Genomic DNA, 12,798 nt, shown 5'->3' on the forward strand with positions numbered 1-12,798 from the left:
TTCACGCCGGGCTTCTGCCGGGCATTTCGATGCCATGCAGGTGAACCCTTCGATACAGGGTCGCTCGGGAAATGCCCAGCGCCCGTGCAGCGGCGGTGGGCTTCCAGCGATGCCGCACCAGCGCATCGAGCAGCATCTGACGCTCCGGGCTGGCGCTGGGTTGTGGTGCGTCCACAGGCGCTTGTGTGCAGTGCAATGACTCGGGCAGGTGACTGAGCTGGATCACACTCGCCTCGCTCACCGCGCAGGCGTAGCGCAGCACATGACGCAACTGACGGATATTGCCCGGCCAGTGATAACCAAGCAGGCATTCCAGGGCTGCGCCGCTCAATTGCGCCATCCCCCCGCACTGCGCCGATTCCTCCTCAAGGATGCGGTTGATCAACGCCAGCCGATCACTGCGCTCACGCAGCGGCGGCAGTTGGAAGCGGGCGCCGCCGAGGCGAAAGTACAGATCCTCGCGAAACCCGCCGGCGGCAACCAATGTTTCCAGGTCGCGGTGGGTGGCGCAGATCACCTGAATGTCCACGGCCCTGCGCCGTGACGCTCCCAGTGGCGCCACTTCACCTTCGGCCAATACTCTTAGCAGGCGCGTTTGCAAAGCCAGCGGCATGTCACCGATTTCATCCAGAAACAGTGTGCCGCCATCGGCTTGTTGCAGCAGGCCCTGCATACCTTTGGCCGAGGCCCCGGTGAAGGCCCCGGCAACGTAGCCGAACAACTCGCTTTCGATCAGGCTTTCGGGAATCGCCGCGCAGTTCAATGCCACGAACGGCCGGTCACGACGCTGGCTGGCCTGATGCAGTTGGCGGGCAAATACCTCCTTGCCGGAGCCGGTTTCGCCCTGGATCAGCACCGGCAAGTTGCGATCCTTGACCCGTACCGCCAGACGCAGGCTGTCGGCCAATCGAGGATCCAGCTCCACCGGGGCCATGGCAACCCGGGGGCGCGGATTGGCCCGCTGTCGCGGCGCACTCAGACGACCATGCAAAGGCGACTCGATGCCGGGGCTGGACAGCGGATACAGACGCTCGTCGCGGGCACGGTGCAGCAGTTGCTGGTCGAACACCTGGCTGATGTGCTGCGGCAGTTGGCCGTAGTGTTGCAGCAGGTACTGGCGGGCTGCGGGGTTCAGGGCTTGCAGGCAACCGTCGTCGTCCCAGGCGAACAGCAAGTCCGGCTGGCTGTCGACGTAGCCGGCGTTGCGATGGGCCCGCAGCACCCAGTAGCCCTGGGCGCTGCTCATGAAAAACGCCTGTTCGATTTCCCGAGCGCTCTGGACCACCATCTGCCGGATCAGGTGCTGTGAGCGTCGATCATCCGGTGAACGCACCGCCGAGACATCCAGAACCCCGAGCAACTGCCCTTGCGGGTCGAAAACCGGCGCGGCGGAGCAGGTCAGGCCGATGAACGCCGCCCGGAAATGATCGCGCTTGTGCACCGTCACCGGGGCTTTGGCCGTGAGCACCGCCGCCACGCCGCAGGTGCCTTCTTCCCCCTCCGACCAGCAGGTGCCCAAGTACAGCCCGGCCTTGCGGCAGTCATTGCGAATGGTGGTTTCCACCCGGTAATCGATGGTCTGGCCCTGGGCATCGGTGAGCAGCACGCAGTAGTCGGCATCCCGCACCCGACCATGCAGCCGGGCGACTTCTTCGCTGGCGATATTAAGGAACAGTTCCGAGCGCTCGCGGCATTGCTTGAGCACGTCCTGGGACAGGATGCGCGGGCCCTGCAGCGAACCGGGGTCCAGATGATGTTGCTCCATGGAGCGACGCCAGGAGTCGAGGATCAGGTCCGGGACGGGCAGCTGTGGCAGTTGCGCCGCGTTTTTCAGTACGCGGCTGACGCAATCCACATGCGCCCGGGAGTGAGCGGAAAGCATACGGGCCTCCGTTTCAGCTTCTTATCGTTGTGCGCTCATTAAGCGCCGTTCGTTGTGCGCAGACAAGCTCGGGGAGCCGCACCGGCAAGTGTGAGACGCCACGTCTCACGGTCTCGCCAGAACCTCGTGCAGGCTGACATGTCGCGTCTCACAGCGCGTGGGTGGATTCCCTCGGAGGAGGCGCTGCGAGGGCTCTGTTCCGGGCCTTTCGCCGGTTCTATCGGTATCTGGCACCGCCCTTGCTCTAGCGTCTGCAACCGACCCGTTCGGACTGCCAATAATAAAAAACGAGGTGTCCCATGTCTCTGCACCGAGGGTTTTGCTGCCCAGGTCGTCCATCTACTCAACTGCCGGTGGCGCCATGAGTCGCCGTCCACTGACCGTGGGCATCATTGCCAACCCGGCGTCGGGGCGCGATGTGCGACGCCTGACCGCCAACGCCGGGTTGTTTTCCAGCACCGACAAGGTTTCGGTGATCCAGCGGCTGCTGGCCGCCTTTGGTGCCACCGGTATCGAGCAGGTCCTGATGCCGACCGACATGACCGGCATTGCCGCCGCGGTGCTGAGGAACAGCCACAGCCGCCAGGCGCGCAGCAGCCATTGGCCGGCCCTGGAATTTCTCGACCTGACGCTGCGCCAGACCGTCGAAGATACGCGTCAGGCCGCCCGCCTGATGGCAGAACGCGAGGTGAGCCTGATCGCCGTGCTGGGCGGCGACGGCACCCACAAGGCCGTGGCCGCCGAAGTCGGTGATATCCCGCTGCTGACCCTCTCCACGGGCACCAATAACGCCTTCCCCGAACTGCGCGAAGCCACCAGTGCCGGATTGGCCGGTGGGTTGTACGCCAGCGGCCGGATACCTGCGCAGATCGGCCTGCGTCGCAACAAACGCCTGTTGGTCTGCGATGCCGGACGCGGTTTGCGCGAAGTCGCCCTGGTGGACGTCGCCGTGTCGCCGCTGCGCTTTGTCGGCGCCCGGGCCATCAGTCGGGCGCAGGACCTGGCCGAGGTGTTCGTGACCTTCGCCGAGCCGCAATCCATCGGCCTGTCGGCGCTGTGCGGCTTGTGGTTCCCGGTGTCACGCCAGGCAGCGGGTGGTGCCTGGATGCGCCTGGACCCGCAATCGCCCGAAGCGTTGCTGGTGCCGCTGGCCCCTGGTCTGTTGCAAGGCTGTGGCGTGCTCGCCGCCGGGCCCCTGGAGCCTGGCATCGCCCATGGCCTGTCGCTCTCCAGAGGCACCCTGGCCCTGGACGGCGAACGGGAAATCGAATTCAACGCGCAGGACCGGCCCACGGTCACCCTCGATGCCGGCGGCCCGCTGAGCATCGATGTCAACGCGGTGCTGGCCTACGCCGCGCAACAGCGTTTGCTGGCCATCGGCCGCGAACACCCGCAACACCCTCTGAATCTTCAAGAAGACACCCCAGGAGAATAAAAATGTCGACACCGCTCACCCACGATCAACTGCTGCACGCCTATCAGGTGATGCGCACCATCCGCGCTTTCGAAGAGCGCCTGCACGTGGAGTTCGCCACTGGCGAGATTCCCGGTTTCGTCCACCTGTATGCCGGCGAAGAGGCGTCGGCCGCCGGCGTCATGGCCCATTTGGGCGATGACGATTGCATCGCCTCCAACCACCGAGGCCACGGTCATTGCATCGCCAAGGGCGTGGACGTGTACGGGATGATGGCCGAGATCTACGGCAAGAAGACCGGCGTCTGCCAAGGCAAGGGCGGCTCCATGCACATTGCCGATTTCGAGAAAGGCATGCTCGGCGCCAATGGCATTGTCGGGGCGGGCGCGCCCCTGGTGGTGGGCGCCGCGCTGGCCGCCCGGCTCAAGGGCACCGACAGCGTCGCCGTGGTGTTTTTCGGTGATGGTGGCTCCAACGAAGGCGCGGTATTCGAAGCCATGAACATGGCCTCGGTGTGGAACCTGCCGTGCCTGTTCATCGCTGAAAACAATGGCTACGCCGAAGCCACCGCGTCCAATTGGTCGGTGGCCTGCGATCACATTGCCGACCGCGCCGCCGGTTTCGGCATGCCCGGGGTGACGGTGGATGGCTTTGACTTCTTTGCCGTGCATGAAGCCGCCGGGGCCGCCGTCGAACGCGCCCGTGCCGGGGAGGGGCCTTCGCTGATCGAGGTCAAGCTGACCCGTTACTACGGCCACTTCGAGGGCGATGCCCAGACTTATCGGGCACCCGACGAGGTCAAGCATTTTCGCGAGAACCAGGATTGCCTGATGCAGTTTCGCGAGCGCACCACGCGGGCCGGATTGCTCACCGTCGAGCAGTTGGACCAGATCGACAAGGAGATCGAGTTGCTGATCGAAAACGCCGTGTACAAAGCCAAGTCCGATCCCAAGCCCACCGCGGCGGACCTGCTGACCGACGTCTACGTCTCCTATCCCTGAACGCTCTTCATAAAACAAGAACAGAGAATCCCATCATGGCGAGAAAAATCAGCTATCAGCAGGCAATCAACGAAGCCTTGGCCCAGGAGATGCGCCGCGACTCCAGCGTCTTCATCATGGGCGAAGACGTCGCCGGTGGTGCCGGCGCGCCCGGTGAAAACGACGCCTGGGGCGGTGTGCTCGGTGTCACCAAGGGGCTTTACGACCAGTTTCCCGGGCGTGTGCTGGATACGCCGCTGTCGGAAATCGGTTACGTCGGCGCGGCGGTCGGGGCGGCGACCTGTGGCGTGCGCCCGGTGTGCGAACTGATGTTCGTCGACTTCGCCGGGTGCTGCCTGGACCAGATCCTCAACCAGGCGGCGAAGTTTCGCTACATGTTCGGCGGCAAGGCCTCCACGCCGCTGGTGATCCGCACCATGGTCGGTGCCGGCCTGCGCGCCGCCGCCCAGCATTCCCAAATGCTCACCTCCTTGTGGACGCACATTCCGGGGCTGAAAGTGGTGTGCCCGTCGTCGCCCTACGACGCTAAGGGCTTGCTGATCCAGGCGATCCGCGACAACGACCCGGTGATCTTCTGCGAGCACAAATTGCTCTACAGCATGCAGGGCGAGGTGCCGGAAGAGCTCTACACCATTCCCTTCGGCGAGGCCAATTTCCTGCGCGACGGCAAAGACGTGACCCTGGTCTCGTACGGGCGCATGGTCAATACCGCGATGGACGCGGCCCGCAGCCTGGCCGGGCGCGGCATCGACTGCGAGGTCATCGACCTGCGCACCACCAGCCCGATGGACGAGGACAGCATCCTGGAAAGCGTCGAGAAAACCGGGCGCCTGGTGGTCATCGATGAGGCCAACCCACGCTGCTCCATGGCCACCGACATTTCCGCGCTGGTGGCGCAAAAAGCCTTTGGCGCGCTCAAGGCGCCGATTGAAATGGTCACCGCGCCCCATACCCCGGTGCCGTTCTCCGATGCCCTGGAAGACCTGTACATCCCTGACGCGGCGAAGATCGAACAAGCCGTGCTCAACGTGATCGAGTGGAGCAAGCGCTGATGAGCCAGATTCATACCCTGACCATGCCCAAGTGGGGCCTGTCGATGACCGAAGGCCGGGTCGATGCCTGGCTCAAGGAGGAGGGCCAGGCCATCACCAAGGGTGATGAAGTGATGGACGTGGAAACCGACAAGATTTCCAGCAGCGTCGAAGCGCCGTTCTCCGGGATCTTGCGGCGGCAGGTTGCCCGACAGGACGAAACCCTGGCGGTCGGCGCCTTGCTCGGGATTGTCGTCGACGGTGAAGCGAGCGATGCCGAGATCGATGCGGTCATCGAGCAGTTCCAGTCGTCCTTTGTGCCCGGCGACGCTGCCGACGAAGACAGCGGCCCGAAACCGCAGAAAGTCGAACTGGATGGCCGGGTGATCCGCTTTTTCGAGCGTGGCGAAGGCGGCACGCCACTGCTGCTGGTGCATGGTTTCGGCGGCGACCTGAACAATTGGCTGTTCAACCACGAAGCACTGGCGGCCGGGCGTCGGGTCATCGCCCTGGACCTGCCGGGCCATGGCGAATCCGCCAAGACACTGCAACGCGGTGACCTGGACGAACTGAGCGGCGTGGTGCTGGCCTTGCTCGATCACCTGGACATCAACGCTGTGCATCTGGTGGGGCATTCCATGGGTGGGGCGGTGTCGCTGAACGCCGCGCGCCTGATGCCCCAGCGAGTGCGGTCGCTGACCTTGATCGGCAGTGCCGGGCTGGGCGCGCAGATCAATGGCAGCTACCTCAAAGGTTTTGTCGAAGCGGCCAACCGCAACGCCCTCAAGCCGCAACTGGTGCAACTGTTCTCCAATGCCGAGCTGGTCAACCGGCAGATGCTCGATGACATGCTCAAGTACAAGCGCCTGGAGGGTGTGGACGCTGCGCTGTTGCAACTGTCAGCGACGCTGTTCGCCGACGGCCGCCAGCAGGTGGATTTACGCGAAGTGGTGCAGGCCGGCCACGTCCCGACGCTGGTGATCTGGGGCAGCGACGACGCGATCATCCCGGCGGTCCACAGCGATGGGCTGAGTGCCCAGGTCGAGGTGCTGCCTGGCCAGGGGCACATGGTGCAAATGGAAGCGGCCGAGCAGGTCAACCGGTTGATCCTAGGGTTCATTGAGCAGCACTGACCAAGCGGGCGGCGCGGTGATTCGTCGCCCCTACAAAATTCTGGAGGCAACGCTATGAACGTTTCAATCAAGCCTACCCGCAGCATGCGCGCCGCTGTCTGGCATGGCCGCAACGACATCCGCGTCGAAGACGTGCCGCTGCCCGTAGCGCCGCCCGCCGGCTGGGTGCAGATCCGCGTGCAGTGGTGCGGCATCTGTGGTTCTGACCTGCATGAATATGTGGCCGGGCCGGTGTTCATTCCGGTGGACGCGCCGCATCCGCTGACCGGCATCAAGGGCCAGTGCATCCTCGGCCATGAGTTCTGCGGTGAAATCGTCGAATTGGGGGCTGGTGTCGAGGGCTTCTGCGTCGGCGAGCCGGTGGCAGCCGATGCCTGTCAGCACTGTGGCACCTGCTATTACTGCACACATGGGCTCTACAACATCTGCGAAAACCTGGCGTTCACCGGGCTGATGAACAACGGTGCGTTCGCGGAGCTGGTCAATGTGCCGGCCAATCTGCTTTACAAACTGCCGGCTGATTTTCCCGCCGAAGCCGGCGCGCTGATCGAGCCGTTGGCGGTGGGTATGCATGCGGTGAAAAAGGCCGGCAGCCTGTTGGGCCAGAACGTAGTGGTGGTCGGCGCCGGCACCATCGGCCTGTGCACCATCATGTGCGCCAAGGCCGCCGGCGCGGCGCAGGTGATCGCCCTGGAAATGTCCGGTGCGCGCAAGGCCAAGGCCCTGGAAGTCGGGGCCAGTCATGTGATCGATCCGAACGAGTGCGACGCCCTGGCCGAAGTCCGCCGCCTGACCGCTGGCCTGGGTGCCGATGTCAGTTTCGAGTGCATCGGCAACAAGCACACCGCCAAACTCGCCATCGACCTGATCCGCAAGGCGGGCAAATGTGTGCTGGTGGGGATTTTCGAGGAACCGAGCGAGTTCAACTTCTTTGAACTGGTCTCCACCGAGAAGCAGGTACTTGGCGCGCTGGCCTACAACGGTGAATTCGCCGACGTGATTGCCTTCATCGCCGATGGGCGCCTGGACATCTCGCCGCTGGTGACCGGGCGCATCCAGCTGGAGCAGATTGTTGGCCAGGGGTTCGAGGAACTGGTCAACAACAAGGAGCACAACGTGAAAATCATCGTGTCACCCGCACGGATCTGAGCGCGCCTGAGGTGGGCGATTGGCGATGGCCGGCAAGGCCATCGCACTTTTTATCTCAGGTATAGGCCAGCAAGCGCCCACACAACACCACCGTGAACCATATCGCCACGGACAGCACCGCCTGCGCTTTTGCAAGTCCTGGTGCCGCGCTGGCGGTGTTCCATTGGCTGACCGTGCGATAAATCCCGAGGTGAAACGCCAGGGCGTTGAGGCCCGCCGCCGCAATCAGGCACAGCTTGAGGATAAACACGCCATTGCCGGCGAAGTCATGGGGATGGGCGCTGAACATCATCAAACCGGCGGGTACGATCAACAGCAGGGCCGCAAGGGCCCAGGGCAGTAGATGGCGGGCCAGCGCCGTCACGGCAATGTCCTTGGACACCCCAAGCACCCGCAAATCGAACATCACCACCGCGCCCACCAACAGCGAAAACCCGATGATGTGCACCACCTCCACCAACGGGTAGAGCCACAGTTCGCCGCGCATGGCCAGCGCCAGGGACGAACCTTCCAGTTGGTCCAGCCAGCCCTGCGGGTCGTTGCCTGCCTCGATGGCCTGCATCAGCGCAACTCGACGGTCTTGTTGTCGACGGTGATGCGTTCTGCGCGCAACTCATCGGGTTTGTTGCGGTTTGCATAGCCGACCACGCCCACCTGGTTGCCAGGCTTGAGCATGTCCTTGCTCAGGCCTCGGTTCTCCATGCGTGACGGCGGGGCGAGCACCACGGTCCAGGTTTTGTCCGCCGTTTTCAGGCGCACGAAGCCATGGGGATGCGAATAGCCGGATTCTTCTATCGTTCCGTTGAGTTGCAGGGTGTTGTCAGTGTCGTACTCGCTCCAGCCGTGATGGGCCAGGGCTGTCGTTGCCATCAGCATCAACGATAAGCCGATGCAACCGAGTATGTGTTTCATGGCAGGTCTCCTGTTGGATCATCGGTTCAGCCCGGCAGGTAGTTGCGCCAGACGCGGTCTTCGCCGAGCTGCAGTGACTGCTCGTCTTCTTCGCGAAACCTGTGGTCGCAGTCGAGGAAGAACTCATCGAGTTGCGGCGGCTTGACGTGGGTGGCACTGAGCATGGTGTGGACCTGTCCGCGATGATGGATCTGATGTTCGAACAGGTGCAACAGCAGTCGGTCGATTCGTTCGCGCACCACCTCGTCGACACGCACCAGATCGACGGAGCGGGCGAGGTCGGTTTCCCGCAGGGCTTCGCAGAATGCCACCAGTCGCTGGTCGGTTTGAGTCTGGTTGTGCAGCAATTGGGCAAAGGCCAGGGTCTCGGAAAAATCCTTTATCTGGCCGTCACGGTCGCCTTCCAGGGCGGTGAGGTAATAGCGGTCCACTTCCAGGATGTGGCAAAGCGTGGCCTGGATGGACGGGAAGAACCCCGTGCGCGGTGCCTGGTATTGGGTCTCGCTCAACGGCGCGCAGGCAGTGAGTAGTCGGTGATTGGCCCACTGATTGTTCAGGGCCTGGGCCAGGAAATAGTTCATGGGGCACCTTGTGTGCGAGCTGGCTCACGATGAGGGCGGCACATCCAGCATAGTCGATTCAGACAGACCGCTATCGCGAGCAGGCTCGCTCCCACAGGGATTTGTGGTGAATGTGGGAGCGAGCCTGCTCGCGATGGCGGCGGCGCTATCACCGCCGGTCAGCGCCATGTCCTGCGGTCAAAGCCCCACATCCGGCAACACCGGCCGATTGGCCAGGGCCTTGGCCATGATCTGCTCGACGTACACGCGATCCTCCTCCGGCAGCGCCAGGCGCGGTGGGCGGGTGAGGGCGCTGCCGCGACCGGCGATGGCTTCGCACAGTTTGATGCACTGCACCAGGTCGGCGCGGGCGTCCAGGTGCAGGATCGGCATCAGCCATTCATAGATCGGCATCGCTTCGGCAAACCGTCCGGCGCGGGCCAGGCGGAAAATGGTTTCGCCTTCTTGAGGGAACACGTTGGACATCCCCGAGACCCAGCCTTCGGCACCCACGGCCAGGCTTTCCAGCACCACGTCGTCCAGGCCTGCAAACAACACAAAGCGGTCGCCCACTTCATTGCGCACGTCGATGAAGCGCCGGGTGTCGCCGGACGAATCCTTGAAACACACCACGTTGTCGCAATCGGCCAGGGAAATCAGGATGTCCGGGGTCACGTCATTCTTGTAGATCGGCGGATTGTTGTAGACCATCAACGGCACGTCGGCATGCCGGGCCACGTAGCGGAAATGCTCGGCGGTCTCGAACGGCTTGGAGCCATAGACCAGCGCTGGCATCAGCATCACGCCGTCGACGCCGACCCGGCGCACCGCGTTGGCGACCTTGGCCGCCTGCACGCTGGTGAACTCGGCCACGCCGCAGATCACCGGCACCCGGCCCCGGGCAGCATCCACCGCCACTTCGGTCACGGCGATTTTCTCCTCGGCGCTCAGGGAGGTGTTTTCCCCCACCGAGCCGCAGACCACCAGGCCTGACACGCCATCGCGGATGACGTTGGAAATCACTTGATGGGTTTTTTCCAGGTTGATGGAAAAGTCATCGTTGAACTGCGTGGTGACGGCGGGGAATACGCCGCTCCAATTGATGCGTTTGCTCATGGTTGTCTCCGGTTGTTAATGGTATGTGGCGAGGGAATTTGTGGGAGCAAAGCTTGCTCCCACAGGGGGCGATGCCAATTCAAGAAGTCATGCGCCAGGCCAGGTATCCGAAAGCCGATACCCCTGTGGCCAGGGATCTGCCGGGTCGAGCAGCAACTGATGCGTGCCGGTGATCCACGCGCGCCCAGCGATGCACGGATAAATTGCCGGGCGTCCGGCCACTTCGGTCAATGAATCGATACGGCAGTGGAACTCGGAGCCGATGATCGAGCGGCCGATGAAACGCTCTCCCACTTGCATCAACCCCTTGGCGTGCAACACCGCCATGCGCGCCGAGCAACCGGTGCCGGTGGGGGAGCGATCGATCTTGCCGGGCTGGATCACCACGGCGTTGGCACCGCTGGCGATGCCGTTCTCCAGGACGATGGGCGCGGCAATCTGGCAAAACGAGATATGCGACCAGTCCGGGTTCAACGGATGGACAAAGCCCAGTTGCTCGTTGGCGGCCCGGGTGATTTTCAACCCCACGGCCACCAATTCGGCCGCTTCATCAGGACGGATAGCAAAACCCAGGCGCTGGGCGTCGACGATGACGAAACTGTCGCCGCCGTAGGCAGTGTCCACCTGCAGCGACCCCAGCCCCTCGACTTCGATCCAGGCATCGAGGCGGTCGGCGAAGGAGGGCACGTTCTTGATTTCCACCCGCTGGACTTTACCGTCGCGGCAGTCGGCCACCGCTTCGATCAGCCCGCCGGGCGCTTCGAGGACCAAGCGCGTCTGGGGCTCGGTCATGGGCAGGATGCCGCTATCGAGCAACACAGTGGCGACGCACAACGAGTTGGAACCGGACATCGGCGGTGTGTCGGCCGGTTCCATGATGATCCAGGCCATCTGCGCCCGCGGGTCCTTGGCCGGCACCAGCAGGTTGACGTGACGGAACACGCCGCCACGGGGCTCGTTGAGGACGAAGTTGCGCAGGGTCTGGTCCTGGGCGATCCAGCGTGACTGTTCCCATACGGTGGCGCCGGGCGGTGGTGCGACGCCGCCGACGATCACATCGCCGACTTCGCCTTCGGCGTGGCAGCTGACGATATGGATGATTTTTGATGAGCGCATTGGCTGCTCCTTGGGTTGTCTGGTCGGGCCTCATCGCGAGCAGGCTCGCTCCCACACTGTTTTGCGTACGCCACAGAACCTGTGGGAGCGAGCCTGCTCGCGAAAGGGCCGTCCGCTATTTCACCGACTTGAGAAAAGCCGCCGTCTCCGGCTGCACAGGATTACCAATCACCTGATCCGGCGGCCCGATCTCATGGACCCGCCCGTCGCAGAAAAACGCCACGCGGTCGGACACATCCCGGGCGAAGCGGATCTCGTGGGTCACCAGCACCATGGTCATGCCGTCTTCGGCGAGCATGCGCATGGTGTCCAGCACTTCGCCCACCAATTGCGGGTCCAGGGCCGAGGTGGCTTCGTCGAAGAGCATGTAGTCCGGCGACATCGCCAGGGCCCGGGCGATCGCCATGCGCTGTTGTTGACCACCGGAAAGCTTGCCGGGGAAGGCCTTGAGTTTGTCTCCCAGGCCCACATGTTCCAGCTGTTGCAGCGCCAGCGCTTCGGCCTCCTGCTTGCTTTTGCCCAGCACTTTGCGAGGCGCCAGCATCACGTTTTCCAGCACGGTCAGATGGGGGAAAGCGTTCCATTGCTGGAACACGATGCCGATCTTTTGCCGCAAGCGGTTGAGGTCGGTGGCGCGGTCGTGAACCTCGATGCCGTCCACGCGGATGCTGCCTTTGTGGATCGGCTCAAGGCCGTTGATGCACATCAGCAGGGTCGATTTGCCGGAGCCGGAGCCGCCGATGATCGACACCACTTCCCCTTTGTCCACCGTCAGGCTCACGCCCTTGACCACTTCCAGCTCGCCAAAGGATTTGTGTACGTTCTCGATCTCAATCATTTTCCTGCCACCTTCTTTCCAGACGTGCGCCAAGGCGGGCGACCACCAGGCTCATGACGTAGTAAATGAGGCCCGCGATGCACAGCACCAGCAACGGTTCCTGGATGCGGGTGACGATGGTTTGCGAGGCGCGCAGCAGTTCGACGATGCCGATCCACATCACCAGCGCGGTGTCTTTCATCACGCCCAACACCAGGTTCAGCCAGCCAGGGAATGCGACCCGCGTGGCAATCGGCAGGACGATGTAGCGCAGATCCTGCAGGTAACTCAGGCCCAGGGAGCGACTGGCCCGCCGGGTACTCAACGGCACCGCCAGCACGCCACCGCGCACGATCTCGGTGAAGTAGGCGGCGGCGTAGACGCCGAGCACGATGCAACCGACCGCGAAGGCGCTCAGGTTCAGGCCGACGATGCTCTTGAGGGCGTTGAACAGCACGAACTGGATCAGCAGCGGAACGCTGCGAAACACGTCCAGTACCCAGGCCAGTGGCAGGCTGGCCCGCGGCAGCAATGCCCGCAGCAGGCCGAACAGCAAGCCGGCCAGGGAGCCCAGCAGGATCGACCACGCGGTCAGTTGCAGCGTGACCCAGGCCCCGTCGAGCAAGAACAGCAGATCGTTAAGGGTGAGGCTGGTGGTAAACATGAC

At 63.4% G+C, this 12,798-nt stretch carries 13 protein-coding genes; 5 read left to right on the forward strand and 8 right to left on the reverse strand.

Features of this window, described 5'->3' with window-relative positions; genetic code table 11:
* Nucleotide 1: 1 nt before the first annotated feature.
* A complete protein-coding gene (locus tag CRX69_RS05480; RefSeq protein WP_107321687.1) occupies nucleotides 2-1,882 on the reverse strand; it encodes a sigma-54-dependent Fis family transcriptional regulator in 1,881 nt (626 codons plus the stop codon).
* Between the two features lie 361 nt (nucleotides 1,883-2,243).
* Between CRX69_RS05480 and CRX69_RS05485 the strand changes: the two genes are divergently transcribed.
* From CRX69_RS05485 to CRX69_RS05505, 5 genes are all read left to right on the forward strand, one after another.
* Nucleotides 2,244-3,317, forward strand: coding sequence for an ATP-NAD kinase family protein (locus CRX69_RS05485; protein WP_076385204.1), 1,074 nt, complete (start codon nucleotides 2,244-2,246; stop codon nucleotides 3,315-3,317).
* 2 nt (nucleotides 3,318-3,319) lie between these two features.
* Nucleotides 3,320-4,297, forward strand: a complete 978-nt coding sequence (locus tag CRX69_RS05490; RefSeq protein WP_047228963.1) for a thiamine pyrophosphate-dependent dehydrogenase E1 component subunit alpha — start codon at nucleotides 3,320-3,322, stop codon at nucleotides 4,295-4,297.
* 35 nt (nucleotides 4,298-4,332) lie between these two features.
* On the forward strand, nucleotides 4,333-5,349 hold the full coding sequence (locus CRX69_RS05495) for an alpha-ketoacid dehydrogenase subunit beta (protein ID WP_047228964.1): 1,017 nt from the start codon (nucleotides 4,333-4,335) through the stop codon (nucleotides 5,347-5,349).
* Nucleotides 5,349-6,461 carry an acetoin dehydrogenase dihydrolipoyllysine-residue acetyltransferase subunit gene (locus tag CRX69_RS05500; protein ID WP_107321688.1) on the forward strand — a complete coding sequence of 371 codons (1,113 nt, stop codon included), beginning with the start codon at nucleotides 5,349-5,351 and terminating at the stop codon, nucleotides 6,459-6,461. Before CRX69_RS05495 ends, CRX69_RS05500 begins: the two co-directional genes overlap by 1 nt.
* A gap of 84 nt (nucleotides 6,462-6,545) precedes the next feature.
* Entirely contained in the window at nucleotides 6,546-7,610 is a 1,065-nt protein-coding gene (locus CRX69_RS05505; protein WP_240539598.1) for a 2,3-butanediol dehydrogenase, read from the forward strand.
* Nucleotides 7,611-7,665: 55 nt separating this feature from the next.
* Here the strand turns inward: CRX69_RS05505 and CRX69_RS05510 are convergent, their stop codons facing one another.
* The 7 genes from CRX69_RS05510 to CRX69_RS05540 all read right to left on the reverse strand — a co-directional run bounded on the left by CRX69_RS05510 (nucleotide 7,666) and on the right by CRX69_RS05540 (nucleotide 12,795).
* Nucleotides 7,666-8,172: a DUF6644 family protein gene (locus tag CRX69_RS05510; RefSeq protein WP_047228967.1), complete on the reverse strand. Its 507-nt coding sequence runs from the start codon at nucleotides 8,170-8,172 to the stop codon at nucleotides 7,666-7,668.
* A complete protein-coding gene (locus CRX69_RS05515) occupies nucleotides 8,172-8,522 on the reverse strand; it encodes a DUF6152 family protein (protein ID WP_076385202.1) in 351 nt (116 codons plus the stop codon). Before CRX69_RS05515 ends, CRX69_RS05510 begins: the two co-directional genes overlap by 1 nt.
* 26 nt (nucleotides 8,523-8,548) lie before the next feature.
* Complete coding sequence (locus CRX69_RS05520) at nucleotides 8,549-9,103, reverse strand: DinB family protein (RefSeq protein ID WP_076385200.1); 555 nt, start codon at nucleotides 9,101-9,103, stop codon at nucleotides 8,549-8,551.
* A 177-nt stretch (nucleotides 9,104-9,280) separates the two neighbouring features.
* The gene (locus tag CRX69_RS05525; RefSeq protein WP_047228970.1) at nucleotides 9,281-10,198 is read right to left on the reverse strand and encodes a dihydrodipicolinate synthase family protein; all 918 of its coding nucleotides are present in this window, start codon (nucleotides 10,196-10,198) and stop codon (nucleotides 9,281-9,283) included.
* An 87-nt stretch (nucleotides 10,199-10,285) separates the two neighbouring features.
* Entirely contained in the window at nucleotides 10,286-11,314 is a 1,029-nt protein-coding gene (locus CRX69_RS05530; RefSeq protein WP_076385197.1) for a trans-3-hydroxy-L-proline dehydratase, read from the reverse strand.
* Between the two features lie 115 nt (nucleotides 11,315-11,429).
* Complete coding sequence (locus tag CRX69_RS05535; protein WP_047228972.1) at nucleotides 11,430-12,152, reverse strand: amino acid ABC transporter ATP-binding protein; 723 nt, start codon at nucleotides 12,150-12,152, stop codon at nucleotides 11,430-11,432.
* Complete coding sequence (locus CRX69_RS05540; RefSeq protein WP_076385195.1) at nucleotides 12,145-12,795, reverse strand: amino acid ABC transporter permease; 651 nt, start codon at nucleotides 12,793-12,795, stop codon at nucleotides 12,145-12,147. The genes CRX69_RS05535 and CRX69_RS05540 overlap by 8 nt, the downstream gene beginning before the upstream one ends.
* Nucleotides 12,796-12,798 lie beyond the last annotated feature (3 nt).

It is taken from the genome of Pseudomonas rhizophila (genome assembly GCF_003033885.1).
In the GTDB taxonomy this organism is placed as follows: domain Bacteria; phylum Pseudomonadota; class Gammaproteobacteria; order Pseudomonadales; family Pseudomonadaceae; genus Aquipseudomonas; species Aquipseudomonas rhizophila.

What these genes read in the sequence shown, in the direction of transcription:
- CRX69_RS05490 (WP_047228963.1), top strand. Translation starts at nt 3,320, where the DNA reads ATGTCGACACCGCTCACCCACGATCAACTGCTGCACGCCTATCAGGTG.
- CRX69_RS05480 (WP_107321687.1), bottom strand. Translation starts at nt 1,882, where the DNA reads ATGCTTTCCGCTCACTCCCGGGCGCATGTGGATTGCGTCAGCCGCGTA.
- CRX69_RS05505 (WP_240539598.1), top strand. Translation starts at nt 6,546, where the DNA reads ATGCGCGCCGCTGTCTGGCATGGCCGCAACGACATCCGCGTCGAAGAC.
- CRX69_RS05525 (WP_047228970.1), bottom strand. Translation starts at nt 10,198, where the DNA reads ATGAGCAAACGCATCAATTGGAGCGGCGTATTCCCCGCCGTCACCACG.
- CRX69_RS05485 (WP_076385204.1), top strand. Translation starts at nt 2,244, where the DNA reads ATGAGTCGCCGTCCACTGACCGTGGGCATCATTGCCAACCCGGCGTCG.
- CRX69_RS05520 (WP_076385200.1), bottom strand. Translation starts at nt 9,103, where the DNA reads ATGAACTATTTCCTGGCCCAGGCCCTGAACAATCAGTGGGCCAATCAC.
- CRX69_RS05500 (WP_107321688.1), top strand. Translation starts at nt 5,349, where the DNA reads ATGAGCCAGATTCATACCCTGACCATGCCCAAGTGGGGCCTGTCGATG.
- CRX69_RS05515 (WP_076385202.1), bottom strand. Translation starts at nt 8,522, where the DNA reads ATGAAACACATACTCGGTTGCATCGGCTTATCGTTGATGCTGATGGCA.
- CRX69_RS05535 (WP_047228972.1), bottom strand. Translation starts at nt 12,152, where the DNA reads ATGATTGAGATCGAGAACGTACACAAATCCTTTGGCGAGCTGGAAGTG.
- CRX69_RS05495 (WP_047228964.1), top strand. Translation starts at nt 4,333, where the DNA reads ATGGCGAGAAAAATCAGCTATCAGCAGGCAATCAACGAAGCCTTGGCC.
- CRX69_RS05530 (WP_076385197.1), bottom strand. Translation starts at nt 11,314, where the DNA reads ATGCGCTCATCAAAAATCATCCATATCGTCAGCTGCCACGCCGAAGGC.
- CRX69_RS05540 (WP_076385195.1), bottom strand. Translation starts at nt 12,795, where the DNA reads ATGTTTACCACCAGCCTCACCCTTAACGATCTGCTGTTCTTGCTCGAC.
- CRX69_RS05510 (WP_047228967.1), bottom strand. Translation starts at nt 8,172, where the DNA reads ATGCAGGCCATCGAGGCAGGCAACGACCCGCAGGGCTGGCTGGACCAA.